The sequence below is a fragment of the Nocardiopsis akebiae genome (assembly GCF_018316795.1).
GTDB classification, from domain to species: Bacteria; Actinomycetota; Actinomycetes; order Streptosporangiales; family Streptosporangiaceae; genus Nocardiopsis; species Nocardiopsis dassonvillei.
This window is the reverse complement of the sequence record NZ_CP074132.1, coordinates 5,621,364-5,646,766: the sequence shown is the minus strand read 5'-3', so window position 1 is coordinate 5,646,766 and position 25,403 is coordinate 5,621,364. Positions and strand designations below refer to the sequence as shown.

Genomic DNA, 25,403 nt, shown 5'->3' with positions numbered 1-25,403 from the left:
GCCGCCTCCCGCAGCCCGTGCGGCCACGGAGATCACCCGTCCTTCCGCGTCTTCCACCGGAACGTCAGCACTACCAGCGCCAAGCCCACCACACACCACACGCCCAGCGCGAGGGCGACCGAGGCCGGGTCCCACGAACCCCCGGGTTCGAGGGCGGCCATCTCGGCGGGGAGGAACGCCGCGCGCAGGCCCTGCGCCATCCACATCAGCGGGAAGAGCGAGGCGGCGTCGAGCACCCAGCCGGGTAGCGCGACGACCGGCACGAAGACGCCCGAGATGAACTGCAGGATCAGGAAGGGCACGACCACGATGCCGGAGGCGGAGCGGACGTTGCGGGCCAGGGAGCTGATCGCGATGCCCAGCAGCGAGCAGGAGACGGTACCCAGTGCGAACACCCAGGCCAGCGTCGCCCAGGCGGCGGGGTCGTCGGGCATGCGCGCGCCGAAGGCCAGGGCGCCCACCCCCAACAGCAGGACCAGCTGGCCCAGGGCCAGGAACAGCACCACCACGGTCTTGCCCACGAAGTAGGCGGTCGGCGGCATCGGGGTGCCGCGCAGGCGGCGCAGACCGCCCCGCTCGCGCTCGTTGGCGATGTTCAGGCCCAGCTGCTGGAAGCTGACCGACATCAGGCCCATCGCCACCAGGCCCGGCAGGTAGTAGTCCACGGCGGGCACGCCCATGTCGAACATGCCGTCGAAGACCGACGAGAACATGACCAGGATCAGCGCGGGCAGGGAGAAGGTGAAGATCACGCTCTCCCACTCGTGCGCGAACTCGCGGATCTCCAGCCAGCCCCGGGACAGCCCGACGCGCAGCGCGCCGGGCAGGCGTCCGCTGGAGGTCGGTGCGGCGGGGGCGCCGGGGGTGCGTCCGGTCGCGGTGCTCACGCGGACACCCTCCTCTCGGCGGGGCGGCCGTCCCTGCCGTCGCCTTCCCCGCCCTCCCCGCCGATCAGGTCCAGGTAGACGTCCTCCAGCGTGGGGCGGTGCACACTCAGCCCCGGTACCTCACCGGAGAACAGGGCGGACAGCTCGCCCACCACCCGGGCGGGCTCGTCGGTGCGGGTCTCGCGGCGCCGCCCGTCGACCGTCCAGCCGACGGTGGCACGGGCCGAGGCGCGTCCGCCCAGGGTGGCGGGGGAGCCCAGCGCGCGCACCCTGCCGCGCGCGACCACGCACACCCGGTCGGCGAGCGCCTCGGCCTCCTCCAGGTAGTGCGTGGTCAGGACGATGGTGGTGCCGCCCCGGGCCAGGTCGCCGACCAGCGTCCAGAAGTCGCGCCGGGCCCCGGGGTCGAAGCCGGTGGTGGGCTCGTCCAGGAACAGCAGCTCCGGTCCGCCGATGATGCCCAGGGCCACGTCCAGGCGGCGGCGCTGACCGCCGGACAGGGACGCGACCCGCGCCCGGGACTTCTCGCCCAGGCCGACCAGGTCGACCACCGCGTCGGGGTCGCGCGGGGCGGGGTAGTAGCCCGCGAAGTGGCGGACCACCTCGCGCACGGACAACTGGGGGATCAGCGTCTCCCCCTGCCACACCACCCCGACGCGCGAGCGCCACCGGCGGCCTGCGGCGCCGGGGTCCTCGCCCAGCACGCGGACGGTGCCCCCGTCGCGGCGGCGGAAGCCCTCCAGGATCTCGACCGTGGTGGACTTGCCCGCGCCGTTGGGGCCGAGGAGGGAGAAGACCTCGCCGCGCCGGACGCTCAGGTCGACTCCGGCGACGGCCTCGTTGCCGCCGTACTTCTTGCGGAGGCCGTGGACCTCGATCGCTGTCTCGCTCATGGCACCGACTCTCCCGCGAGCGGGGCCCCCGGGGTATCGGCCGCCGGGCCGCACCCGTGTCCTCCGGACGGAGGACGCCACCCCGACCAAGGGAGGGGGCGCCGCGGGGCGCGGGGGCCCCCGGCGCGGACGCGGACGGGCCCCGGGCGCGGGGCGCGCCCCGGGGCCCGTCGGGAGGGGGTCGTTCAGAACAGGCGGAGCACGTCCGGCTCGATCCCGCGCAGTTCGTCGTAGTCCAGCACCACACAGGCGATGCCGCGGTCCTCGGCGAGCACACGGGCCTGCGGCTTGATCTCCTGGGCGGCGAACACGCCGCGCACCGGCGCGAGCTGCGGGTCCCGGTTGAGCAGCTCCAGGTAGCGGGTGAGCTGTTCGACGCCGTCGATGTCGCCGCGGCGCTTGAGCTCCACCGCGACGGTGGCGTTGGCGCCGTCCCGGCACAGGATGTCCACCGGGCCGATCGCCGTGGGGTACTCGCGGCGGATGAGGGTGTAGCCCTCTCCGAGGGTGGTGATGTGCTCGGCCAGCAGCTCCTGGAGGTGGGCCTCCACGCCGTCCTTCTGCAGGCCGGGGTCCTTGCCCAGCTCGTGCGAGGAGTCGTGCAGGACCTCCTCGACGGTCAGCACCAGCTTCTCACCGGACTTGCCGTGGGTGACCGTCCACACGTCGGGCCCGTCGGCGACGGTCTCCTCGCGCAGTTTGCAGGGCGGGTTCATCCAGTTCAGCGGTTTGAACGCCCGGTCGTCGGCGTGGATGGACACACTCCCGTCGGCCTTGATGAGGATCAGGCGGGGAGCCATGGGCAGGTGGGCGGTGAGGCGGCCGACGTAGTCGACACTGCACCGAGCGATGACGAGACGCACGAAACGTCACGTTACCGCCTCCGCCGGACGCGCGGGGCGCAACCGCGTATCGCCCGCTCCGTGCGGCGTTGACGACCGCGTCCACAGGGATGTGCCTCCGGGGGAAGACAGGTGTGTCCCCCCGGCGCCATGACGGGGCGCGGCCCGGCCCATAACGTCGCCAGGGGCGCACGGATGCGCGCGCCCGTGACGACGAAGGGACTTCCATGTCGCTGACGGTCTCTCCCGACCTGCTGGAGAAGGCGAAGCACGGCCCGGTCGAGGACGCCGACTTCATCGCCTGCATCAAGGACTCCCTGCCCTACGCCTGGGAGGTGGTCAGCGGGCTGGCCGAGGGCGCCCGGACCGCCGAGTCCGGCTTCGAGGCGAACGAGGTGCCCCCGCCCGGCGAGCAGGAGAGGGGACAGCTGCTGCGCCTGCTCGCCAGCGACGCCATGCGCGGCGCGGTGGAGCGGCACTTCGGCCTGCGCCTGGCCTTCCAGAACTGCCACCGCGTCGCCCTCTTCGCGCCCGGGGCCGAGGCGGCCCGCGCCGAGTTCACCTCCCCGCGCGCCCAGCTGCTCAACCAGTCGCCCGAACTCGTCGACTGCTAGGGACGCCCCCCGGCACGCGTGGTCGCGCCCCCCGGGGAGGGAGCGGTGCCGCCCCGCCGCGGCCGGGGCGCGGCGGCACCGCCACCGCCGCCCCTCGCCGCACCGCATGGCACCGAGTGCCCGACTCGGGCATCCCGTGCGCGGGACGGCTCTGCCGGGCCCGTAGTCTGGGCGTATGGTGCAGGAATTTGACAAGGTCGGTGTCGTCGGACTCGGCGCGATGGGCGCGGGTATCGCCGAGGTGTTCGCCCGCGCGGGGTTCAACGTCACCGGGGTCGAGATCGACCAGGCCGCCGTCGACCGCGGCCGCGCCCACGTGGACCGGTCCCTCGCGAAGGCGGTGGACAAGGGCAAGCTCACCGAGGACGAACGCACCGGGATCGACGCCCGGCTGACGTTCACCACCTCGCGCGAGGACCTCGCCGACGCGGACTTCGTCGTCGAGGCCGTCCCCGAACGGATGGACATCAAGAAGGACGTCTTCGCGGACCTGGATCGGATCTGCCCGCCCGGCACGATCCTGGCCACCAACACGTCCTCGCTGTCGGTCACCGAGATCGCTGCGCTCACCGGCCGCTCGGACAAGGTCGTGGGGCTGCACTTCTTCAACCCCGCCCCGGTCATGAAGCTGGTCGAGGTCATCACCACGGTGTCCACCAGCGCCGAGACCGTCGACGTGGTCACCGAGGTGGCCAAGCGCATCGGCAAGACCCCCGTGGCGGTCGGCGACCGCGCCGGGTTCGTGGCCAACGCCCTGCTCGTGCCCTACATCAACGACGCGATCCGCCTGTACGAGCGCAAGGTGGCCACCCGCGAGGAGATCGACGCCTCGGTGCAGAAGGCCGCGGGACTGCCCATGGGCCCGCTGGCCCTCGCCGACCTGGTCGGCCTCGACGTCTGCCTGGCCGTCATGGACGTCCTGTGGGAGGAGTACCGCGACCGGCGCTACGCCGCCTCGCCGCTGCTGCGCCGCATGGTGGCCGCAGGCCGCTTGGGCCGCAAGTCCGGCCAGGGCTTCTACGCGGGCACCGACGAGGCCCCCGAGCCCCGCCCCACCGGCCGCTACGCGCAGATGATCCAGGAGGAGGAGACCCTGGACCTGGGCGAGGTCCTCCTCGCGCCGCAGATCGACGACGCGCTGCGCATGATCGGCGACGGCTACGCCTCCGCCAGGGACGTCGACACCGCCATGCGCTTCGGCTGCGGCTACCCCAAGGGCCCCACCGAACTGCTGGAGGAGCGCGGCGCCGAGTCCGTGGTCACCACCCTGGTCGCGATGGGCGAGTACGGCCTCACCGACATCCCCGTGCCCGCCCCGCTCCTGATGGACCAGCTGCCCGACGCCCCGGAGGGCGGGGGCCACGGCGGCTGCGCCTGCCACGCCTGACGTGCGCACCGGAGGCGTCGCCGCCGCGGGACGCGGTTCCCCGATCCGCGGCGACGCCTCCGTACCGGCCCCGCGCCCGGCACGGGAGCGCCACTGCGCACGGGACGGCTCCGGCCACCGCGCCGGGCCTCCCGTCGCGCGGGGAGGCGGAGCGCGCCGCCGCCGAGCGTGTGGCGGCGGCCACTGCCGGTCCTCTTCTACCCTGGTCGGTGTGAGCCCGCGCCGTAACTCTCCCCGCCGCACATCCGCCCGGGGCCGCAAGGCCCCCGGCGGCGCCCCCGACGACGAGGACGCCCTCATGCTGCGCGTCACCGGCGGACAGCGCCGCGAGACCGGCCCCGACGGCGAGTGGGTCACGCGCCGCGTCCCCGGCGCCGCCGCCACCAAGGTCTACCGCTGCCCCGGCTGCGCCCAGGAGATCCCGACCGGCATGGCGCACGTCGTGGCCTGGCGCCCCTACGGCGACGGCGACGACCGGCGCCACTGGCACTCCTCCTGCTGGGACCGGCGCTCCCACCGCGCGCCGCGCTCCCCCCGCCGCTGAGCCCCGGCCACCTACCCCGGACACGAGGAGCCATGGAGATCCGAGCCACCACGGTGCTGCCCGCCGTGAGACGACCCGTCACCCTGCACACCGCCGACGGCCTGGAGCTGGTCGGCGAGCTGGCCCTGCCCGAGGGCCGCGACCCCAAGGCCACCCTGGTTTGCCTGCACCCCCTGCCCACCGCCGAGGGCATGATGGACAGCCACGTCCTGCGCAAGGCGTCGTTCCGGCTGCCCGCGCTGGCCGACATCGCGGTGCTGCGGTTCAACACCCGCGGCACCGGTTCGCGGCACGGCACCAGTCAGGGCGAGTTCGGCGAGGGCGAGACCGAGAAGCACGACGTGCTCGCCGCCATCGAGTTCACCGAGTTCGAGGGCCTGCCCGAACCCTGGCTGCTGGGCTGGTCCTTCGGCACCGAGCTGGCCCTCAAATGGGGCGCGGACCCGCAAATCAAGGGTGCGATCCTGCTGTCGCCGCCGCTGCACCGCGCCGACGAGGCCGACATGGCGGTGTGGGCGCGCACGGGCAAGCCGGTGGTCGCCCTGGTCCCCGAGCACGACGACTACCTGCGCCCCGACGAGGCCAGGGAGCGCTTCGAACCGCTCTCCCAGTGCGAGGTCGTCGGAGTCGAGGGAGCCAAGCACCTGTGGGTGGGCGAGCCCTACGTGCGCCGCGTGCTGGACGAGATCGTCAAGCGGGTCAACCCCGAGGCCTACCCCCTCCCCGTGGAGTGGGACGGTCCCTACGAGAAGGACGTCCAGACCCTCGGTTAGACCCGCGCGGCCCTGGACGTCGCGCCGCCACCGCTGCCCCCTGCCGTCCCCGCTGACGGTCCGGCGCCTCCGCCGCGCGGCCCCCGGGCCCGCCGCTGGAGGCGCCCTCCCGTGTCCGACACGACGAAGGACCCGCCCTCCCCGGCTGACGCCGGGGAGGGCGGGTCCTCACACGCGGGGGGAGGGCGTCAGACCCGAACGGGCCGGAACCCTACTCCTGCCACCAGTCCTCGTCGTCGGCGCCCTTGCCGGAGTGCACCGGCTGCCGGGTCTCCTCGGCGGCCGGAGCGGGCTCCTGCGGGATCGCGGCCGGGGCCGGAGCTGCGGCGACCGGCGCGGCGGGAGCCGGGGCCGGGGCGGCCGGGCCGCCACCGCCGAGCAGCTGGCGCAGCTGCTGGAGGTGCGACTGGATGCTGTCGCGCTGGCGGTTGAGCTCGTCGACCTCCTTCTTGGCGGCCGTCATGATCCGGTTGGCCTCGGACTTGGCGTCCCCGAGCTGGTGCTCGGCCTTGGACTTGGCCTCGGCCTCGATCTGGGCGGCGTTCTTCTTGGCGTTGCCGACCAGCTGCTTGGCGTGGTTCTCAGCGTCGCGGCGGGTCTGCTCGGCCTGCTGGCTCGCCTTGGTGGCGCGCTGCTCGGCGCTGGCGGCCCGCTCCTCCGCCTCGTTGACCATCTTCTGCGTGGCGGCCTGGGCGGCGGCGAGGCGCTCGGCGTCCTGGCGCTCGGCCTCGGCGCGGCGGTCGGCCAGCTGGAGCTCGAACTGGTCCTCGGCCTCGGTGCGCCGGGCCTCGGACTCGGCGTAGGCGCGCTCGGCGTTCTTGCGAAGCTCCTCGGCCTGGCTCTTGGCCGACTGGATGGTCTCGTCGCGCTCGCGCTTGGCCGCGGCGCGGGCCTGGGCGCACTCGCGCTCGGTGGTGGTGCGCAGCTTGGCGATCTCGCCCTCGAAGGTCGCCCGCTTCTCGGCGATCTCGTGGTCGACCGCGGAACGCTTCTTCTGCACCTCGCGCTCGGTGGTGGAGGCGAGCTCGTCGGCCTCGCGGCGGGCGGTGGTGGAGATCTCCTCCGCCTCGGACTCGGCGGTCTGGCGGGCCTCGTCGGCCTCGCGCTGGGCGAGGGTGCGCACCTCGGTGGCCTCGGACTCGGCGGCCGCGCGCATGTCGGCGGCCTCGATCTTGGCGGCCGAGCGGATGTCGTTGGCGTCGATCTGCGCGCTCTGGACCAGCTCGTTGGCCTGCTCCTCGGCCAGGCGCAGCAGCTCCTCGATGCGCGAGCCCAGACCGGAGTAGGAGGGGCGCTCGCGCTCCTGGAGCTGGCGGTTCTTGGCGTTGAGCTCGGCCTTGAGCTTCTCGGTCTGCTTCGAGTACTGCTTGAGGTCGTTGCGCAGGCTGGCCGCGTAGTCATCCACCTGGGTGCGGTCATACCCACGCAGCACCACGTCGAATTCGTGCGGGGTGTTGTCCTCGTCGAAGATGTTGTTGAGCTGGGTGTCGATGTTGTTTGACGGCATGTGGCGGAATCCTGAACGGGTGCGAGACGGCTACTTGCAAGGGGCCGGGGACGGCGGGGAGGGCGGCAGCGCAGTCCCCGGGGACGGGTCCGGTCGTGAGCCGGGGGATGGGGCGGGCGACGACGGGCTGATGAGCCCCTGACCGCCTCCGAGGTCGTCCGTGTGCGCCACGTCATCCGACACGGCGGTACGGCCGACCCGACTCGGCTACCGGACTGCAAGACATGGACCAACGCCGGAATAGCGCATCCGGCAGCTAGCCGACTTTATCAAGCGCGGAACACCTGGGAAGGGGGTTTGGGGTAACTTCCGCTGGGCTCCGAGGCTGACCACGCCACTGGCGTTCAACCTGTGACTTGTCCGGAACGCCCCCGTGACGCTATCCGGAAATTCCGGGACGGTCGCCGTCCCTTTCCCCGTGCGCCGCATCCGGGCTCTGGACCAGCTCGGTGAGCACGCCGCCGCAGTCCTTGGGGTGCAGGAAGACGATCCTCGACCCCGCCGTCCCCCGCCGCGGCTCGGCGTCCAGCACGCGTACTCCGCTCCCGCCGACGCCCGCCGCTGCGGCGGCCACGTCCGCGGTACCGAAGGCGACGTGGTGGACGCCCTCGCCGTTGCGCTCCAGGAACTTGGCCACCGGGGAGTCCGCGCGGGTGGGTTCGAGCAGCTGGAGGTAGGTGGCGCCGCCGTCGTCGGTGCCGTTGACCCGGAGCATGGCCTCGCGCACGCCCTGTTCCTCGTTCACCTCCTCGTGCTCCACCTCGAACCCGTACGTGGACCGGTAGAAGGCCACCGAGGCGTCCAGGTCGCGGCAGGCGATGCCCACGTGGTCGAGCCGGGTCAGGCCGGAGAACGGGACGGCGGGTGCGGACGGGGCCGTGGGAGCGGAGGGGGAGGAGGGGGCGGAGGAGGAAGGCGGGGTGATGAACTCGCTGGCCGAGTGCGGTGCGTCACTCATGGGGTGAACCTCCCGGGGATCGCTGACGGCGGTGTGGGTATCGTTGCAGACCAGGTGCGTCACCCATGCATTTGGAGGCCAGTTACGATGCCCGGTTCCGTCATCGTCGGTGGGGCACGGACCCCCACCGGCAGACTCCTCGGCTCCCTCGCCGGGTTCTCCGCCGCCGACCTCGGGGGCTTCGCGATCAAGGCCGCCCTGGAACGCGCCGGCGTCACCGGCGAACAGGTCGGATACGTGGTCATGGGACAGGTGCTCCAGGCGGGCGCCGGCCAGATCCCGTCCCGCCAGGCCGCCGTCAAGGCGGGCATCCCCATGAACGTGCCGTCGGTGACGATCAACAAGGTCTGCCTGTCCGGCCTGGACGCGATCGCCCTCGCCGACCAGCTCATCACCGCGGGCGAGTTCGACGTGGTCGTGGCCGGGGGCATGGAGTCCATGACCAACGCGCCGCACCTGCTGCCCAAGTCGCGTAAGGGCTACAAGTACGGGTCGGTCGAGGTCCTGGACGCGACCGCGCACGACGGCCTGACCGACGCCTTCGAGGGTGACTCCATGGGCGCCTCCACCGAGCGCCACAACGGCAAGCTCGGCATCGGACGCGAGGAGCAGGACGCCTTCGCGGCCCGCTCCCACCAGCGCGCGGCCGCCGCGGCCGCCGCCGGGTACTTCGACGCCGAGATCGTCCCCGTCCAGATCCCGCAGCGCAAGGGCGACCCCGTCGTCTTCTCCGCGGACGAGGGCGTGCGGGCCGACACCACCGCCGAGAGCCTGGCCCGGCTGCGCCCCGCGTTCGACAGCGAGGGCACCATCACCGCGGGCTCCTCCTCGCAGATCTCCGACGGCGCGGCCGCGGTGGTCGTGATGAGCCGCGCCAAGGCGGAGGAGCTGGGCGCCACGGTCCTGGCCGAGATCGGCGCGCACGGCAACGTCGCCGGTCCGGACAACTCGCTGCACTCCCAGCCCTCCAACGCCATCCGGCACGCGCTGGGCAAGGCGGGCCGCTCGGTCGAGGACCTGGACCTGATCGAGATCAACGAGGCCTTCGCCGCGGTGGGCCTGCAGTCCACCCGCGACCTGGGCGTCTCGGAGGACGTCGTCAACGTCAACGGCGGCGCCATCGCGCTCGGCCACCCGATCGGCGCCTCCGGGGCGCGCATCGCCCTGCACCTGGTCCACGAGCTGCGCCGCCGCGGCGGCGGGTTCGGCGCGGCCGCCCTGTGCGGCGGCGGCGGCCAGGGCGACGCCCTGCTGTTCACGGTCCCCGCCGAGTAATCCAGCTGACGACGCCCGCCGAGCGGTGCCGCTGACGGTTCCCGCCCGGTACCGCCGCCCGGGGCGCCCGCCGCGCGGTGCCGCGCCGGGCCCTGGGCCCGGCGGCCACGGCCGCCGGACTGCGGCCGACCCCCTCGTGGACGCCGTCCGCGGGCGCCGGGAGATCCCCGGACGCCCGCGTGGCGGACCGCGCGGGGGACCCGATCCGAAGACACTGTCTACCCGGGAGAGCCCCGGGGACACGACGCACCTGACAGCCGCGGGGCGGGGGCCACGAGCCCTCGCCCCGTCCTGCTCCGCCACACCGAGGAGTTCCATGGACGCCCCCCAACTGGTCGAACGGGTCCGCGAGGGCGACCGCCGGGCACTGGCCCGCGCGATCACCCTGGTCGAGAACGGGTCCGCGGCCCTGCGCGAGATCATGGCGGGCCTGGCCCCGCACACCGGACGTGCCCGGGTGGTGGGTTTCACCGGCTCCCCGGGGGTGGGCAAGTCCACCACCACCAACGCCGTCGTGCGCGCCGCCCGGGCGAAGGGGCTGACCGTCGCCGTGCTGGCCGTGGACCCTTCCTCGCCGTTCACCGGCGGCGCCCTGCTCGGCGACCGCGTGCGGATGCAGGAGCACGCCACCGACCCGGGGGTGTTCATCCGCTCCATGGCCAACCGCGGGCACCTGGGCGGGCTGTCCTGGGCCACGCCGCACGCCCTGCGGGTGCTCGACGCGGCCGGGTTCGACGTGATCCTGGTGGAGACGGTGGGCGTGGGCCAGGCCGAGGTGGAGATCGCCGGGCAGGCCGACACCACGGTGGTGCTGTGCGCCCCGGGCATGGGCGACTCGGTGCAGGCCGCCAAGGCGGGCGTGCTGGAGGTCGCCGACGTCTTCGCGATCAACAAGGCCGACCGGGAGGGCGCCAAGTCCACCCTGCGCGAGCTGCGCCAGATGATCGCCATGAAGGACCGCACCGACCAGGAGTGGAAGCCGCCGATCGTGATGACCGTCGCCTCCCGGGACGAGGGCGTCGACGAGCTGTGGGAGCGGATGGACCAGCACTTCGCCCACTTGGAGGCGAGTGGCGACCTGACCCGCCGCCGCCGCGCCCGCGCCCGGGACGAGGTGCAGGCGATCGTGCTGGAGCTGCTGCGCTCGCGGATGGGCGGGGCGGGCGACGACACCGGCCTGGACGCGCTGGCCGAGGACGTGGCGGAGGGGACGAGGGACCCCTACGCCGCCGCTGACGTGGTGCTGAAGGAGTTGGGCACTGACCTGGGGTGAGGCTGGTGCTGGTGCTGGTGCTGGTGCTGGTGCTGGTGCTGGTGCTGGTGCTGGTGCCGGTGGCGGTGCCTGTGGTGATGTCAGTGGCGGCCGTGTTTTCCGCAGGTGGTTGTGTTTTCCACAGGCGCGCATTGGGGCTGGTCGTGGGTGGTGCGGTGATGGTTTCCTGGAAATAGGGGGGATCCCACCCAGTGAGCTTTTCGGCGTGCCCTGAAACATCCCGCGTCCCGCGCCCCGCCCCCCATGCCCCGCAGTTCACAGGCCAGCAGGGATAAATAAGCGAGGGGCAGGAAGAGTCCGCCCACAGGGCCCCTCCCTACGCCATTCCTGGCGGGGGTTTCTGGCGGCAGCGAAAGCGCGCCAGCTGCCGCGAAGTGAGATGGCTCGCGGAAAACGGTGGGCGTTGGGTGGGGGTGTGGGTGGCCGACGAAAAGCGGCACCAAAGGCGGGAGCGACCACCGGAGGGCGACCAACGCCCGGGGTGTAGGGGTGGTAGGGCTCTGCTGCGTCGGCACCAGCGGCAAGCGGACCCTCCGGCCTCGGGCAACGATCCCGGACCCTGCGGCCGGGGCGGGCGACGGCACCACCAAGGCCAAGGTGCCATTCTAGGTGCTCGTTTTCGGGCGCCTTTCGGTTCGCCTTAAATGTGGTCTGTCAATCGAGAGCAGCCCCGGGAGGGAAAGGCGTCGAATTCGACGTTGTGAATAGTGGAGGAAAGGGCGGGTGCTGGCCTATAATAAGAAGTATGGAGATGATGATCGCAGCGCCCGAGGCGGCCCCCGGGGGATATTCCCCGGCCGTGGCCGCGCTGGCCGGTGCGCGCGAGATCATCGACCGGGCGTTGAACACCGAGGTCCCGCCCGGGGCGGACGAGGCGGCCGCTGAGGAGATCGCGGCGCTGTGGGCCCAACTGGACCAGATCCGGTATCGGGCTCTGGCGCGGATGGCGCGTTTGTACGCGCGTGGTGCGGTGGCCCGCTACAGCGGTTACTCCACGTTGGACAAGTGGATCACTCATCGGTGCAAGGTCCCTACCGCCCAGGCCAAGGATTTGGCCCGTCTGGCCCAGCATGTACAGGAGGAGACGCTGCCCGCCACCGCCCAGGCCGTGGCTGAGGGCCGGGTGGTGTTGGGTGAGGCGGTGGTGATCGCCAAGGCCACCGACAAAGCCGTCCAGACCCGCGACGCCCAGCATTTCCCCGACCAGGCGCAGTACCGGCAGGGGTTCGAAGCGGCGCTGGTGGCGGCCAAGGCGGAGCGGCCCGCGTTGTCGGTCAACCAGCTCCAGTCGGTGGCCCGCCAGGTCGCCTACCGTTTGGACACCCACCGCCTGGACCGCGACCACGAGGCGGCTCATGCCGCACGCGGCCTGACGGTCCATGACACGTTCCAGGGCAGCTACCAGTTGCAGGCTTGGGGCGGGTCCGGGGACGCGTTGGTCGTGCGCGCGGCCATCGACACCTTCACCGCCCCACCCAGCGAGGACGACACCCGGTCCCGGTCCCAGCGTGAGCACGACGCGCTCATCGCGGCGCTGCGTTTCGCCACGACCCACACCGGATGCGGCAACACTCCCGCTCCGTTGGCGCAGATCCGCATCGTCGTACCCGTACAGACCTACCTGGACGACCAGGGTCAGGAAGTTCCGGCGCTGGACGAGCACGGCCGGGTGATCCCGGTCGGGCTGGTGCACGAGTTGGCCGCCGACTCCGAGGTGGTGCGTATGCTCACCGCACCGCCCACCGGGCAGGTGCTGGACGTGGGGCCCGGTCGACGCCTGGCCTCAGCCCGGCAACGGGCGGCAGCCTTCCACGGGCACACCACCTGCGCCCACCCGCAAGGGTGTGAGGTGCCGGTGGCGTTGTGCCAGGCCGACCACGTGCGGTCGTTCTCCCGGGGCGGGCGCACCGTGGTGGCGAATCTGCAACCGTTGTGCGGGCCGCACAACCGGGCCAAGTACCAACGCGAACTACGCACACACCAACACCAGCACCAGGGACGGGGACGAGACCACCCGCCCGACAGGATTCCGGTTCCACCGCTCCGGGAGTGACCCCCGGGTCGTGCCGGTCCCCGGCACGCCCGCGCCCGACAGGCGGCCCGGGCCCCGCGCCCACCCTCGTCGCTGCCACCGTCGCCCACCCCACCCCACCCCAGGGGCCGGTAGCGCTGCCCGAGGCCCGCCAGCCCCGCCGCCTTTGGTGCCAACGCAGCAGAGCCTAACCACCCCCGAACCCCCACCGTTGGTCACTCTCCCGAGCCACTACGCGGAAGCTGGCGACGCCGCCTCCGGTCACCATCAGCAGGTGGAGCGTTGAACGGAGCCCCCGGACACCCGCTGCCTTCGCTGCCAACGCAGCAGAGCCCCACCACCCCCGAACCCCCACCGTTGGACGTCCTCCCGAGCCACTACGCGGCAGCTGGTGCGCTCTCACCATCGCCAGCCCCTTCCCCCGTGTGCCGGTCCGGAGCAAGGATCCTCTGGGAGAGTCCGACACGGAAGCGGCCGGTACGGACCGCGACGGTCCGCACCGGCCTACTTCCGGCCAGGCCCATTTCCAATGGGCCCGCCTCCAGCCCGGCGTGTGCCGGACCGGAAGCCGACTACCCGGCCAGCGCCGTGTCGATGGCGTTCATGAGGCTGCCGTCGGCGTCGTCGCCGTCAACGGACCAGATCATGACGCCGCCCAGGCCCTGGGCCTGCGCCCAGTCGGTCTTCTGGGCCATGGAGATCTCGTCGTCGTAGGTCCAGAAGGTGCTGCCGTTGTACAGCCAGGCGGTGCCCAGCGCGTCGTCGCGGTACAGCTCGTAGCCGCCGGTGCCCACCAGGTCCTTCAGGACCTTCCAGTCGTCGATCCCCGCCTCGTAGCTACCGGGGGCGGGTCCGGTAGCGCTCTGGAAGAGACCGTCGCCGTTCGGTCCGGGCTCGACACCGGTCCAGCCGCGGCCGTAGAACGGCACGCCGAGCACCATGTCGGCGGGGGCGACGCCGCGGTCGAGGTAGGCCTGGACCGTGGTCTCGGTGGAGTACAGGTCCGGGCCGGGGTCGGCCGGGTCCGGGAGCAGGTTGGACTGGTGGTTGGCGGTGGTCTCCCAGCCGCCGTGGTAGTCGTAGCCCTGCACCGTGATGAAGTCGAAGTCGGTCATGAGCTGCGGCATCTCGAAGCCGAGCTCGATCTTCTCCGGGTCGGCGGGCAGGAAGGCGGTCAGCTCGTACTGGCGGCTCGTCTCGGCCTCCAGGGCGTCCAGCTGGTCGCGGAACTCCTGCACCAGGGCGGTGAAGTTCTCCTTGTCCTCGGGGCGGACGGTGTTGTGCTCGTGGCCCGCCGATCCCGGCCACTCCCAGTCCAGGTCGATGCCGTCGAAGACCCCGTAGGCGGAGCCGGGGCCGCCCGCGCCGTCGAACACGGGCAGGTTCCCGCGCAGGAACTGGTCGATGCACGAGGAGACCATGCGCTCGCGGGACTCGGCGGTCAGCGCCGCGTCGGAGAAGTGCTCGGACCAGGTCCAGCCGCCCAGGGAGATGTTGACCTTGAGGCCGGGGTGCATCTCCTTGAGCTCGCGCAGTTGGTTGAAGTTGCCGCGCAGGTCCTGGTCCCAGGTGTCGCCGACCCCGTCGACGCTGTCGGCGGCCCCGAAGGAGCGGCCGTAGTCGGCCCAGGCGTCGCCCTGGCCGAGCTGGTTGGCCATGAAGCACTCGCCGTTCGCGTTGATGTTGCCGAAGGCGTAGTTGATGTGGGTGAGCTTCTCGGCGGTGCCCGAGGTGACCAGGTCGTTCACCAGGTAGTCGCGGCCGTAGACGCCCCACTGGGTGAAGTAGGCGACCCGGCGCTCCTGGGGCGGATCGGTGGGGCCGCCGCCGTCCGCGTCGGTGGTGGCGGTGACGGCACCGCTCTCGGGACCCCTGTTGTTGGAGGTGTCGTAGGCGCGCACGGTGAACGTGTGCTCGGTCTGGGGTGTCAGCCCGGTGACGGTGGCGGTGGTGCCGGTGACGGCGCGGACGACCTCGCCGCCGGAGAGGACCTCGTAGCCCGCGACCCCCGCGTTGTCGTCCGCCGCGCCCCACTCCAGGGCCACGGTGGTCGAGGTGGTGCCGGTGACGGCCAGGTTGGTCGGCGCGGTGGGCGGCTCGGTGTCCTCCTCGCCGGGCTCGCCCGAGCAGCTGCCGCCGTTGACCGTGCAGTCCACGGGAGCGGTGTCGCCGCCGCCGTGGGTGCCGTTGAACCCGATGGAGTAGCTGCCGCCCGCCGGGACGGAGGCGCCCCACGAGGGCGGGGTGATGGTGTAGGCGTCACCGGAGCGGCTGAGGGTGGCGTTCCACAGGCTGGTGATCGCGGTGCCCGAGGGGAGCCGGAAGCCGACGCTCCAGTCGGTCAGTGCCGAGCCCGAGCCGTTGGCGATGGTCAGCTGCCCGCCGTAGCCGGTCTCCCAGCGGCTGGTCTCCACGTAGGTGACGGTGACGCCCGCGGTGTCGGCCGACGCGGCCGGGACGGGTGCCAGTGCGAGGGGTAGGACGACCGCGGCGGCCAGTGCCGCGATTCGTTGGCGAAGTCGTGCTCTCACGGTTGCTCCTGGTGCGTGAGCGGTGTGGGGGTTGGCCTTCCGCCGCCGGGGCGGAGGGCTGCGGGGTGTGCGCCCAGGGAGTGCGGTGTCGCGAGCTGACCGGTGGCCGGCTCGGCGGTGCGCGTGAGAGGTGGCGTGTGCGCGGCAGGGGCATGGCGGGCCTCCGACCTGGGGGAGGAGGGGGGAGGGCGGTGTGGTGGCCGGTGCGGACCGTCGCACATCGGTCCGCACCGGCCGTGGCGGCGGTGCTCCCCGGATCAGAGCACCGACGCCGTTCGGTCCCGGTCCGGGATCGCCGGACCGGAAGTCTGTCGGCTGCGGTCGCGGGGCGCGTTCCGGGTGCCCGGGCCGCGCACGGAGCCCGTCCTCGCCGCTTCCGCGCCCCCGGAGGGCGCGCGGTCGCGGCGGGGCGGACGGCTCCTAGTCGCTCAGCGCCGTGTCGATGGCGGCCATGAGGCTGCCCTCGGCGTCGTCGCCGTCGATGGACCAGACCATGACCCCGCCGAGGCCGTTGTCCCGGGCCCAGTCGGTCTTCTGCGTCATGGCGGTCTCGTCGTCGTAGTTCCAGAGCGTGCTGCCGTCGTAGATCCAGGCGGTACCGGCCTCGTCGTTGCGGAAGAGCTCGAACTCGCCGGACGCGACCTTCTCCTCAAGGACCTTCCAGTCCTCGGTGCCCGCCGCGTACGTCCCCTGCGCGGGGCCCGTCGCGGTCTGGAAGAGGCCGTCGCCGTCGGGGCCGGGCTCCACGCCCGTCCACCCCTGTCCGTAGAACGGCACGCCCAGGACGAGCTTGCCGGGGTCCACGCCCCGGTCCAGGTAGGCCTGGACGATGAGCTCTGTGGAGATCACCGGCTGGGGGTCGCGGGCGTCCACGACCAGGTTGGACTGGTGGTTGGTCGTGCTCTCCCAGGTGCCGTGGTAGTCGTAGCCCTGCACCGTGACGAAGTCGAAGTCGGTCATGAGCTCGTCCAGCTCGTACCCGGCGTCCAGGCGCCAGCCTCCCGCGGGCATGAACGCGGTCAGCTCGTAGTGGCGGTCGGTCTCCTCGCCGAGCGCGTCCAGCTGGTCGCGGAACTCCTGCACCAGGGCGGTGAAGTTCTCCTTGTCCTCGGGCCGGACGGTGTTGTGCGGGTGGCCGTCGGAGCCGGGCCACTCCCAGTCCAGGTCGATGCCGTCGAAGACCCCGTAGGCGGCGCCCTCGCCGCCCGCGCCGTCGACCTCGGGCAGGTCGCCGCGCAGGTACAGGTCGACGCAGGAGCTGACCAGCCTCTCGCGGGACTCCTCGGTCAGGGCCGCGTCGGAGAAGTACCGGGACCACTCCCAGCCGCCGAGGGAGATGTTGACCTTGAGGTCGGGGTACATCTCCTTGAGCTCGCGCAGCTGGTTGAAGTTGCCGCGCAGCTCCTGGCCGGGGTCGTCGGCGGTTCCGTCGACGCTCTCCCCGGCGGGCACGGGGTGCGCGTAGTCGGCGACGGCGCCCTCCTGGCTGGTCCCCTCGTCCGTGGCGCACACGCCCTCGGCGGTGACGTTGCCGAACGCGTAGTTGATGTGCGTGAGCTTCTCCGCGCTGTCGCTGTCGACCAGGTCGCGGACGTGGTAGTCGCGCTCCCCGGCGCTCCACTGGGTGTAGTAGGCGACGCTGTAGCTGTCGTGTGAGGGGCCGCTTCCGTCGTCCCCGGCGCAGGGGGAGCCGTTGACCAGGCAGTCCACGAGGTCTGTGGCGCCGTCGGAGTGCAGCCCGTTGAAGCCGAACGAGTAGCTGCCGCCCGCCGGAACGCTGGCGCCCCAGTGCGGCGGGGTGATCGTGTATCCGCCGGGGGTGCCCGCGAGGGTGGCGTTCCACAACTCGTGGATGCGGCTGCCGTCGGGTAGCGAGAACTCGACGGCCCAGTCGTCGACGGGGGCGTCCGAGGCGTTGTGGACGGTGATCTGGCCGGTGTAGCCGGTGTTCCACCGGGCCGACTCCGTGTAGGTGACCGTCAGGTCGGCGGGGGCGGCCTCCTCGGCGGCCGCGGCCGGGACCGCGGTCGCCGCGATCGGGGCGAGCAGCACGGCGGCCGCGGCGGCCGCGAGGCGGGTGCTGAAACGTCGTGCTCTCACGTCGTGGCATCTCCTGGTGCGGGGGGCGGGGGGCGGGGGTCGGGGGGGACGGACGACCGTGCTCCTGGAGCGGATGACCCTGCTCTCAAAGCGCGTGGACTCTGCTCTCGGGGCGCGTGGGATGGGCTGCGGTCGTGTGCGGGGGGATCGCGGGGGAGCCGCGGTCCGTCAGCGGGGTTCGGCGGCCTCCCTTGGGGGTGGTCCACGGGCCAAGTGAGGGCAGGTCGTCACCTTGAGCCTCTGACGTGGGGGGATAAATTTTTAGGAAACTTAACTAATAATTCCGCGCTCCGTCAAGACCCGGCGGGGACTCTCCGCTCGCCCCCGCGTGCGCGGCGGCGGGCTCCACGCGCCCTTCGCCGGGGAACCGGCGGATTTGCCGAGTTGGCGGGGTGGACCAGTTCCGGGCGCGGAACCTGTCCCTTTGTGGCCACGGAAAAGCCTTGTCTTCTCTCCTGCCCGCTGTTACGTGCTCTGTGTGACTCTTGCTCCGGGACTTCCCCCGGTCCCGTGTACCCCCCATGTCACGCCCGCCTCGGGGTACCGGTTCCGTCACTTCGGTTGGCCGGGGCGGACGCCCGGGCCGTGCCCGCGCGGCGTCCGGCGGCCGGGCCGCGCTGGAACGGGGACGGTCCCCCTTCCGGTCGGGCGGGCGGGCCCTTCCCGCTGACTAGAGTGAACCCGTGGGTAACCCGTTGAATCTCCCGTTCGACCCGATCGAGCGGGCACACGACAACTGGACGCGCAGATGGGGGCCCTCGCCCGCCATGGCGGCGGTCACCTCGGTCATGCGCGCGCAGCAGATCCTGATCGGGGAGCTGGACGGCGCCCTCAAACCGTTCGGCCTGACCTTCGCCCGCTACGAGGCGCTCGTCCTGCTCACCTTCAGCGGTTCCGGCTCGCTGCCCCTGGGCAAGATCGGTGAGCGCCTCATGGTGCACCCGACCAGCGTCACCAACACCATCGACCGGCTGGAGGGGCAGGGCTTCGTGCGCCGCCGCCCCAACCCGAGCGACGGTCGCGGCGTGCTGGCCGAGATCACCGACGCCGGGCGCCGGGTCACCGAGGAGGCGACCGGGGCGCTGCTGTCCATGGACTTCGGCCTGGGCTGCTACTCCGACGAGGAGCTGTGGCGCATGCACGAGACGTTCACCCGGCTCAGGGTGGACTTCGGCGACTTCCCCGAGCCCGTCGCGGAGGCCGCCGAGGGCCGCTGACCGCCCGCCGCGCCCCGGCGCCGCGGGCGCCCTCCCTGTACATCATTAGTTGGTCGTCCTACTATCTCGGTATGGCGAACACCACGAGCGGCCCCAGCGGCGGCGGGGCCCGGGAGATCGAGGCCGGACGCGAGCGCTGGCAGCGCCGCTACGACTCGGCGCGCACGCGCGACGCCGACTTCACCTCCCTGTCCGGGCGCACCCTGGAACCCGTCTACGGCCCCCGTCCCGGCGCCGAGGTCCCCGGTTTCGAGCGCATCGGCTGGCCGGGGGAGTACCCCTACACCCGCGGCCTCCACGCCACCGGCTACCGGGGACGGGCGTGGACCATCCGCCAGTTCGCCGGGTTCGGCAACGCGCGCCAGACCAACGAGCGCTACAAGATGATCCTGGCCTCGGGCGGGGGCGGACTCTCGGTCGCCTTCGACATGCCCACCCTCATGGGCCACGACTCCGACTCCCCCCACGCGCTGGGCGAGGTCGGCCACTGCGGCGTGGCCATCGACTCCGTCGCCGACATGGACCTGCTCTTCGACGGGATCCCGCTCGGCGAGACCACCACCTCCATGACCATCAGCGGTCCGGCCGTCCCCGCCTTCTGCATGTACCTTGTGGCGGCCGAACGCCAGGGGGTGGACATCCGCACCCTCAACGGCACGCTCCAGACCGACATCTTCAAGGAGTACATCGCCCAGAAGGAGTGGCTCTACCCGCCGGAGCCGCAACTGCGGCTGATCGGCGACCTCATGGAGTACTGCGCGGCCGAGATCCCCGCGTACAAGCCGCTGTCGGTGTCCGGCTACCACATCCGCGAGGCCGGGGCCACGGCCGCCCAGGAGCTCGCCTTCACCCTCGCCGACGGCTTCGGCTACGTCGAACTCGGCCTCTCCCGCGGGCTGGACGTCGACACCTTCGCGCCGGGGCTGTCCTTCTTCTTCGACGCGCACATCGACTTCTTCGAGGAGATCGCCAAGTTCCGCGCCGCCCGCCGCATCTGGGCGCGCTGGCTCCGGGACGTCTACGGCGCCAGGACCGAGAAGGCGCAGTGGCTGCGGTTCCACACCCAGACCGCCGGGGTCTCCCTGACCGCCCAGCAGCCCTACAACAACGTCGTGCGCACCGCCGTGGAGGCGCTCTCGGCGGTTCTGGGCGGCACGAACTCGCTGCACACCAACGCCCTGGACGAGACCCTGGCGCTGCCGACCGAGCAGTCCGCCGAGATCGCCCTGCGCACCCAGCAGGTCCTCATGGAGGAGACCGGGATCGTCAACGTCGCCGACCCGCTCGGCGGGTCCTGGTACCTGGAGTCGCTCACCGACGAGCTGGAGGCCGAGGCGGAGCGGATCTTCGCGCACGTCCTGCGCATGGGCGGGGGCGAGGGCGCCGAGCACGCGATCGGCCCGATGACCTCCGGCATCCTCGCCGGGATCGAGAACGGCTACTTCAGCTCCGAGATCGCCGAGTCCGCCTTCCAGTACCAGCAGGCACTGGAGAAGGGCGACAAGAGGATCGTGGGCGTCAACTGCCACACCAACACCGTCTCCGGTGAACTGGACATCCTCCGGATCAGCCACGAGGTCGAGCACGAGCAGAAGCGCGCGCTCGCCGAGCGCCGCGCCGCCCGCGACGGCGCCGCCGTGGAGCGCGCCCTGGCCGCCCTGCTGGCGGGCGTGCGCTCGGGCGGGGGCAACCTCATCCCGCTGATCATGGACGCGGCTCGCGCCGAGGCCACGCTGGGCGAGATCTGCGCGACCATGGGCGAGGAGTTCGGGACCTACACCGAGGACCCGCGCTTCTGACCCGTGTGGGGCGGCCCCTGCGGTGCCTCCCCGGGACGCCCGGTCGGCGTCCCCTCGGCCTCGCCGCCCGCGGGCGCTCCGTGGCTCGGGGAACCGGGACCCGCGCGCGTCCGCACCGACTCGTCCACAGGCGGTCCACGTCCCGCCCGCGCATACGGCAGGATGGAGGCATGCAGCCTTCGGACTTTTCACCGAACAGTGCCGTGGACCTCGGCGCGCGCAAGGCGGCCATGGAACGCGAGGCCAAACAGCGCGCGGCGGAGTCGGCGGGTCGATCCAACCCCTACGCCGTCAACGTCGACGAGGCCACCTTCCAGGCCCAGGTCCTGGAGCGGTCGATGTCGACCCCGGTCGTGCTGGCCGTCCTCGCGGGCTGGTCCGAGCAGTCCAAGCAGGTCGAGGACGCCCTGGACAGGATCTCCGCGGCCTCCGGCGGCACCTGGTTCCTGGCCAAGGTCGACAGCGAGGCCAGCCCGCAGCTGGTCCAGGCCCTGCGGGTGCCCACCACCCCGATGATCGTCGTGGTGATCCAGGGCCAGCTCCTGCCCGGTCCGGCGGGCCCGGCCACAGAGGAGCAGCTCACCGCCTGGCTGGTCGAGGCGTTCGCCGCCCTCAAGGAACAGGGTGCGCTGCCCCCGGGCCACCCGGGCACCATCACCGGTGAGCCCGGCGCCGAGGGCGGACAGGGCGCGCAGGCGGCCCAGCCCGAGGAGCCCCAGGGCCGTCCCGTGGACGTCGAGGCCCAGGAGGCCCTGGACCGCGGCGACTTCGAGGCCGCCGCGGCCGTCTACGCCAAGGCCGTGGAGGCCGACCCCGGAGACACCGAGTCCAGGGCCAAGCTCGCCCAGGTCCGACTGGTCGGACGCCTCCAGGAAGTGGACGCGGGCGCCGCCCTCCAGACCGCGGCCGACCGGCCCGACGACGTCGCCGCCCAGACCACCGCGGCCGACGTCGAGATGTACGGCGGCAGGTTCGAGGACGCCTTCGGCCGCCTCGTCGACACGGTCAGGCGCACCGCCGACGAGGACCGCGACAGGGCGCGCACCCACCTGCTCGGCCTGTTCGAGCTGCTGCCCCCGGGTGACCCGCGGGTCACCGCCGCCCGCCGCAAGCTCACCTCCGCGCTGTTCTAGGGGCCGTGGTCGGCGGGAGAGCCGCCGACCACGGCTCGCCCGCCGACCACGGGACATAACCCGCGTACAACGGGTACAACCCGGTCAGGAGACGGGCTCACGGCCCGTCGCGGAACTGACAGGTTTACCCCATGGCGACCGACGACACCCCCGACAGACGCGGCGAACCCCTGGTCACGATCTCGGCCACCTACGGCGCGGGAGGCAGCGCGGTGGGCCCCGCCGTCGCCGCCCGGCTCGGCGTGGCCTTCCTCGACCGGGCCGTGCCCAGCGCGGTGGCCGCCCGCATCGGCTGCTCGCTCGACGAGGCGCTCCAACGCGACGACCGCGCCCCAGGCAGGCTCGAACGCCTGCTCGCCAGCGCCGCGCGCCTGCCCACCGTCACCCTCGGCAGCGTGGACACCGCCCTCATCGGCAGTACCGACGAGGAGGGCCGCCTCCTCTACGACCACGAGTTCGTGGAGCAGACCGAACGGGTCCTGGGCGAGGTGGCCCGGCAGGGCGGCGTCGTCCTCGGCCGCGCCGGGGCCGTGGTCCTGCGCGACCGTCCCGGCGCCCTGCACGTGCGCCTGGACGGCGACCCCGACGCCCGCCTGCGCCGGGCGCGCAGGCTGTGGGAGTCCGGCGACCACGGCGAGTGGACGGGCGCCGACTCCGACGAGCCGCCCAACGCGCGCCTGCTCGACGACAACGACCGCGCCCGGGCGGCCTACGTGCGGCGCTTCTACCGGGTCGACCCCGCCGACCCCGCCCACTACCACCTGGTGCTGGACGCGGTGTCGCTGTCGCTGGAGGCCTGCGTGGACCTCGTCGTGCGCGCCGCCCGCGACCGGGCGGCCGCCCCTTCCGAGGGCACCTGAGCCGCCGACGGGCCGCCGTGCATTGCCCGCCGCGAAACCCGCGCGCTGGCGTAATTTATGCGATTTTTTACCAGCGCGGTAATTGTCACCTTGTGCTGACGGTTGGGGCTTGACTCAGGTAAGGTGGGGCGACTCGGTCACGGGTCACCCCCCGCCCGGAACCGGGGTCCGAGCGACGGTGCGCGAGCACCGCGCCCACGGGACACACGGCACCCCCCATCCCGCGTACGCGCGCAGGCGGCGCCGTGCACCGGCGAGCCCCCGGCGGGGCGCCCCGGACGCACCACACCAGCCAGAGCCAAGGAGCAACACGTGGCCACCCTTCCCAGCGTTTCCTACTCCATCACCGTCCGCCTCGAACTGGACGCTGGGGGCAGTGCGGTCGGCAGTCTCACCAACGCCGTCGAGCAGGTGGGCGGCATGATCACCGCGCTGGACGTGGCCGCCGCCGGACACGAGCGCATCCGCATCGACGTCACCTGCGCCGCCCGCGACACCGAGCACGCCCAGGCCATCGTCGACGCCCTGGGCGCCGTCGAGGGCGTGGTCGTGCACAAGGTCAGCGACCGCACCTTCCTCATGCACCTGGGCGGCAAGATCGAGATGAAGTCCAAGGTGCCGCTGCGCAACCGCGACGAGCTCTCCATGGCCTACACCCCCGGCGTCGCCCGCGTCTCCCAGGCCATCGCCGCCAACAAGGACGACGCCCGGCGCCTGACCATCAAGCGCAACAGCGTCGCCGTGGTCACCGACGGCTCCGCGGTCCTCGGCCTGGGCAACATCGGCCCCGAGGCCGCCATGCCCGTCATGGAGGGCAAGGCCGCCCTGTTCAAACGCTTCGCCGACATCGACGCCTGGCCCATCGCCCTGGACACCCAGGACGTGGACGAGATCGTGCGCACCGTGCAGGTGCTGGCCCCCGGGTTCGGCGGCATCAACCTGGAGGACATCTCCGCCCCCCGATGCTTCGAGGTCGAGGCCCGCCTGCGCGAGCTGCTCGACATCCCCGTCTTCCACGACGACCAGCACGGCACCGCCATCGTCGTGCTCGCCGCCCTGCGCAACGCGTTGCGCGTGGTGGGCAAGAAGCTCGGCGAGGTCCGCATCGCCATGTCCGGCGCGGGCGCGGCCGGAACCGCCATCCTCAAGCTGCTCATGCACGCCGGGGCGCGCGACGTCATCGTCAGCGACGTGCACGGCGCCGTGCACGCCGGGCGCGAGGACCTGGACGCCAACCTGCGGTGGATCGCCGAGCACACCAACCCCGAGGGCTACAGCGGCGACCTGCGCGGCGCCGTGGCCGGGGCGGACGTCTTCATCGGCGTCTCGGCACCCAACCTCCTCGACGGCGACGACATCGCCGAGATGAACGAGGACGCCATCATCTTCGCGCTGGCCAACCCCGACCCCGAGGTCGACCCGGACGTGGCCCGCCTGCACGCCTCCGTCGTGGCCACCGGCCGCAGCGACTACCCCAACCAGATCAACAACGTGCTGGTCTTCCCCGGCTTCTTCCGCGGCCTGCTGGACGCCCAGAGCCACGACGTCACCTCGGACATGATGGTCGCCGCGGCGGAGGCCCTGGCCGACGTCGTCACCGAGGACGAGCTGGGCCCCAACTACATCATCCCCAGCGTCTTCCACTCCGACCTGTCCACCCACGTGGCCACGGCCGTGCGCGAGGTGGCCCAGCGCGGCCAGGCGGCCGCACAGGCATAACGGCCCGGAAACACCGGCGGTCCGCCCTTCGTTCCGGGGTAGGTGGGAGGGCATGGACCAGCCGATGACCGGGCGCCTCCTGGTGGCCGCCCCCGTGCTCCAGGAGGACTCCTTCCGCCGCTCGGTGGTGTTCGTCGTGGACGACGCCGCCGACGGCACCCTCGGGGTGATCCTCAACCGCCCCCTGGGTATGGCCGTGGACGAGGCCGTCACCGGCTGGGGCGCCTACGCCAGCGAACCGGCGGTGGTGTTCTCCGGGGGCCCCGTGGGCCTGGGCTCCGGTATCGCCCTGGGGACGGCCGGTCCCGGCGAGCCCCCTCCCGGCTGGTCCCCGCTGGAGGGCCTGGATCCGGAGCTGGGCCTGGACGGGATCGGCGTGGTCGACCTCGACGGCCCCGCCCGCGTGCTCGGCGGCGCGCTCGGCGCGTTCCGGGTCTTCGCGGGCTACGCGGGGTGGAGCCCGGGCCAGCTGGCCGGGGAGGTCGAGGAGGGGGCCTGGTACGTCGTCGACGCGGTCGCCGACGACGTCTTCACCACCGCGCCCGAGGGGCTGTGGTCGCGGGTGCTGCGCCGCCAGGGCGGGGACATGGCGCTCCTGTCCACCTTTCCCGACGACCCCACCATGAACTGAGCAGCCGGGGCGGGGCGCGGCACCCTATACCGTGGAACGCAGACGTCGAAAGGTGTGAGGCACTATGGCGATGGACATCCTCAACAAGGTCCTCCCGGACAGCGAGACCAAACCGGACATCTCCCACGACGGCGGGGACCGGGAGCGGTTCGCCCACTACGTGCAGAAGGACAAGATCACCGCGAGCGCCGTGACCGGCGACCCCGTGATCGCCCTGTGCGGCAAGGTGTGGGTGCCCAACCGCGACCCCAAGAAGTTCCCCGTGTGCCCCGAGTGCAAGAAGGTCTACGAGGAGATGATGAAGTAGCCCTCCCGCCCGGACGGCCGACGCCTCCCCCCGGGGGAAACGGCCGCGTGCCCGGCGCGGACCCCGCCGTGCCCGGTCACCGCGCGCGGCGGGCACGGCGAAGGCCTTGACACACCGCGTG

At 72.5% G+C, this 25,403-nt stretch carries 22 protein-coding genes; 15 read left to right on the top strand and 7 right to left on the bottom strand.

Going from position 1 to position 25,403, the window contains the following annotated elements:
* Positions 1-32 precede the first annotated feature (32 nt).
* The 3 genes from KGD83_RS24085 to nucS form a co-directional block, all read right to left on the bottom strand.
* Positions 33-887 (bottom strand): ABC transporter permease, encoded by an 855-nt coding sequence (locus KGD83_RS24085; protein ID WP_212641295.1) that lies wholly within the window; start codon positions 885-887, stop codon positions 33-35.
* Positions 884-1,780: an ABC transporter ATP-binding protein gene (locus KGD83_RS24080; RefSeq protein ID WP_212641294.1), complete on the bottom strand. Its 897-nt coding sequence runs from the start codon at positions 1,778-1,780 to the stop codon at positions 884-886. The genes KGD83_RS24085 and KGD83_RS24080 overlap by 4 nt, the downstream gene beginning before the upstream one ends.
* 185 nt (positions 1,781-1,965) lie before the next feature.
* Positions 1,966-2,643: an endonuclease NucS gene (gene nucS, locus KGD83_RS24075; RefSeq protein WP_212641293.1), complete on the bottom strand. Its 678-nt coding sequence runs from the start codon at positions 2,641-2,643 to the stop codon at positions 1,966-1,968.
* A gap of 206 nt (positions 2,644-2,849) precedes the next feature.
* On the opposite strand from nucS, the gene KGD83_RS24070 reads away from it, so the two are divergent.
* From KGD83_RS24070 to KGD83_RS24055, 4 genes are all read left to right on the top strand, one after another.
* The gene (locus KGD83_RS24070; protein ID WP_212641292.1) at positions 2,850-3,236 is read left to right on the top strand and encodes an SCO5389 family protein; all 387 of its coding nucleotides are present in this window, start codon (positions 2,850-2,852) and stop codon (positions 3,234-3,236) included.
* A gap of 175 nt (positions 3,237-3,411) precedes the next feature.
* The gene (locus KGD83_RS24065; protein WP_212641291.1) at positions 3,412-4,623 is read left to right on the top strand and encodes a 3-hydroxyacyl-CoA dehydrogenase; all 1,212 of its coding nucleotides are present in this window, start codon (positions 3,412-3,414) and stop codon (positions 4,621-4,623) included.
* Positions 4,624-4,834: 211 nt separating this feature from the next.
* Complete coding sequence (locus KGD83_RS24060) at positions 4,835-5,167, top strand: ATP/GTP-binding protein (RefSeq protein ID WP_212641290.1); 333 nt, start codon at positions 4,835-4,837, stop codon at positions 5,165-5,167.
* A gap of 32 nt (positions 5,168-5,199) precedes the next feature.
* Positions 5,200-5,940, top strand: coding sequence for an alpha/beta hydrolase (locus KGD83_RS24055; RefSeq protein WP_212641289.1), 741 nt, complete (start codon positions 5,200-5,202; stop codon positions 5,938-5,940).
* Between the two features lie 211 nt (positions 5,941-6,151).
* On the opposite strand, the gene KGD83_RS24050 is transcribed toward KGD83_RS24055, so the two are convergent.
* Positions 6,152-7,447, bottom strand: coding sequence for a DivIVA domain-containing protein (locus KGD83_RS24050; RefSeq protein WP_047868503.1), 1,296 nt, complete (start codon positions 7,445-7,447; stop codon positions 6,152-6,154).
* Positions 7,448-7,826: 379 nt separating this feature from the next.
* On the bottom strand, positions 7,827-8,405 hold the full coding sequence (gene mce, locus KGD83_RS24045) for a methylmalonyl-CoA epimerase (protein ID WP_249352015.1): 579 nt from the start codon (positions 8,403-8,405) through the stop codon (positions 7,827-7,829).
* Positions 8,406-8,492: 87 nt separating this feature from the next.
* Between mce and KGD83_RS24040 the strand changes: the two genes are divergently transcribed.
* From KGD83_RS24040 to KGD83_RS24025, 4 genes are all read left to right on the top strand, one after another.
* On the top strand, positions 8,493-9,680 hold the full coding sequence (locus tag KGD83_RS24040; protein WP_212641288.1) for an acetyl-CoA C-acetyltransferase: 1,188 nt from the start codon (positions 8,493-8,495) through the stop codon (positions 9,678-9,680).
* Between the two features lie 316 nt (positions 9,681-9,996).
* On the top strand, positions 9,997-10,953 hold the full coding sequence (gene meaB, locus KGD83_RS24035) for a methylmalonyl Co-A mutase-associated GTPase MeaB (RefSeq protein ID WP_212641287.1): 957 nt from the start codon (positions 9,997-9,999) through the stop codon (positions 10,951-10,953).
* Between the two features lie 5 nt (positions 10,954-10,958).
* On the top strand, positions 10,959-11,129 hold the full coding sequence (locus tag KGD83_RS24030) for a hypothetical protein (protein ID WP_212641286.1): 171 nt from the start codon (positions 10,959-10,961) through the stop codon (positions 11,127-11,129).
* A 578-nt stretch (positions 11,130-11,707) separates the two neighbouring features.
* Positions 11,708-13,006: an HNH endonuclease signature motif containing protein gene (locus tag KGD83_RS24025; RefSeq protein ID WP_212644585.1), complete on the top strand. Its 1,299-nt coding sequence runs from the start codon at positions 11,708-11,710 to the stop codon at positions 13,004-13,006.
* A gap of 551 nt (positions 13,007-13,557) precedes the next feature.
* Here the strand turns inward: KGD83_RS24025 and KGD83_RS24020 are convergent.
* A complete protein-coding gene (locus KGD83_RS24020) occupies positions 13,558-15,516 on the bottom strand; it encodes a glycoside hydrolase family 18 chitinase (protein WP_212641285.1) in 1,959 nt (652 codons plus the stop codon).
* 420 nt (positions 15,517-15,936) lie between these two features.
* On the bottom strand, positions 15,937-17,616 hold the full coding sequence (locus KGD83_RS24015) for a glycosyl hydrolase family 18 protein (RefSeq protein ID WP_212641284.1): 1,680 nt from the start codon (positions 17,614-17,616) through the stop codon (positions 15,937-15,939).
* Positions 17,617-18,311: 695 nt separating this feature from the next.
* Between KGD83_RS24015 and KGD83_RS24010 the strand changes: the two genes are divergently transcribed.
* The 7 genes from KGD83_RS24010 to KGD83_RS23980 all read left to right on the top strand — a co-directional run bounded on the left by KGD83_RS24010 (position 18,312) and on the right by KGD83_RS23980 (position 25,282).
* On the top strand, positions 18,312-18,833 hold the full coding sequence (locus KGD83_RS24010) for a MarR family winged helix-turn-helix transcriptional regulator (RefSeq protein WP_212644584.1): 522 nt from the start codon (positions 18,312-18,314) through the stop codon (positions 18,831-18,833).
* 71 nt (positions 18,834-18,904) lie between these two features.
* Positions 18,905-20,632, top strand: coding sequence for an acyl-CoA mutase large subunit family protein (locus KGD83_RS24005; protein WP_212641283.1), 1,728 nt, complete (start codon positions 18,905-18,907; stop codon positions 20,630-20,632).
* A 170-nt stretch (positions 20,633-20,802) separates the two neighbouring features.
* Positions 20,803-21,765: a tetratricopeptide repeat protein gene (locus KGD83_RS24000; RefSeq protein WP_212641282.1), complete on the top strand. Its 963-nt coding sequence runs from the start codon at positions 20,803-20,805 to the stop codon at positions 21,763-21,765.
* A gap of 131 nt (positions 21,766-21,896) precedes the next feature.
* Positions 21,897-22,625 (top strand): cytidylate kinase-like family protein, encoded by a 729-nt coding sequence (locus tag KGD83_RS23995; protein WP_212641281.1) that lies wholly within the window; start codon positions 21,897-21,899, stop codon positions 22,623-22,625.
* Between the two features lie 312 nt (positions 22,626-22,937).
* Positions 22,938-24,344 carry an NAD-dependent malic enzyme gene (locus tag KGD83_RS23990; RefSeq protein WP_212641280.1) on the top strand — a complete coding sequence of 469 codons (1,407 nt, stop codon included), beginning with the start codon at positions 22,938-22,940 and terminating at the stop codon, positions 24,342-24,344.
* A gap of 52 nt (positions 24,345-24,396) precedes the next feature.
* Positions 24,397-24,975, top strand: coding sequence for a YqgE/AlgH family protein (locus tag KGD83_RS23985; protein ID WP_212641279.1), 579 nt, complete (start codon positions 24,397-24,399; stop codon positions 24,973-24,975).
* 64 nt (positions 24,976-25,039) lie between these two features.
* Positions 25,040-25,282, top strand: coding sequence for a DUF3039 domain-containing protein (locus tag KGD83_RS23980; protein WP_019611444.1), 243 nt, complete (start codon positions 25,040-25,042; stop codon positions 25,280-25,282).
* Positions 25,283-25,403: the final 121 nt, after the last annotated feature.

What these genes read in the sequence shown, in the direction of transcription:
- KGD83_RS24080 (WP_212641294.1), bottom strand. Translation starts at nt 1,780, where the DNA reads ATGAGCGAGACAGCGATCGAGGTCCACGGCCTCCGCAAGAAGTACGGC.
- KGD83_RS24070 (WP_212641292.1), top strand. Translation starts at nt 2,850, where the DNA reads ATGTCGCTGACGGTCTCTCCCGACCTGCTGGAGAAGGCGAAGCACGGC.
- KGD83_RS24065 (WP_212641291.1), top strand. Translation starts at nt 3,412, where the DNA reads ATGGTGCAGGAATTTGACAAGGTCGGTGTCGTCGGACTCGGCGCGATG.
- KGD83_RS24055 (WP_212641289.1), top strand. Translation starts at nt 5,200, where the DNA reads ATGGAGATCCGAGCCACCACGGTGCTGCCCGCCGTGAGACGACCCGTC.
- KGD83_RS24050 (WP_047868503.1), bottom strand. Translation starts at nt 7,447, where the DNA reads ATGCCGTCAAACAACATCGACACCCAGCTCAACAACATCTTCGACGAG.
- mce (WP_249352015.1), bottom strand. Translation starts at nt 8,405, where the DNA reads ATGAGTGACGCACCGCACTCGGCCAGCGAGTTCATCACCCCGCCTTCC.
- KGD83_RS24040 (WP_212641288.1), top strand. Translation starts at nt 8,493, where the DNA reads ATGCCCGGTTCCGTCATCGTCGGTGGGGCACGGACCCCCACCGGCAGA.
- meaB (WP_212641287.1), top strand. Translation starts at nt 9,997, where the DNA reads ATGGACGCCCCCCAACTGGTCGAACGGGTCCGCGAGGGCGACCGCCGG.
- KGD83_RS24025 (WP_212644585.1), top strand. Translation starts at nt 11,708, where the DNA reads ATGATCGCAGCGCCCGAGGCGGCCCCCGGGGGATATTCCCCGGCCGTG.
- KGD83_RS24005 (WP_212641283.1), top strand. Translation starts at nt 18,905, where the DNA reads ATGGCGAACACCACGAGCGGCCCCAGCGGCGGCGGGGCCCGGGAGATC.
- KGD83_RS24000 (WP_212641282.1), top strand. Translation starts at nt 20,803, where the DNA reads ATGCAGCCTTCGGACTTTTCACCGAACAGTGCCGTGGACCTCGGCGCG.
- KGD83_RS23995 (WP_212641281.1), top strand. Translation starts at nt 21,897, where the DNA reads ATGGCGACCGACGACACCCCCGACAGACGCGGCGAACCCCTGGTCACG.
- KGD83_RS23985 (WP_212641279.1), top strand. Translation starts at nt 24,397, where the DNA reads ATGGACCAGCCGATGACCGGGCGCCTCCTGGTGGCCGCCCCCGTGCTC.
- KGD83_RS23980 (WP_019611444.1), top strand. Translation starts at nt 25,040, where the DNA reads ATGGCGATGGACATCCTCAACAAGGTCCTCCCGGACAGCGAGACCAAA.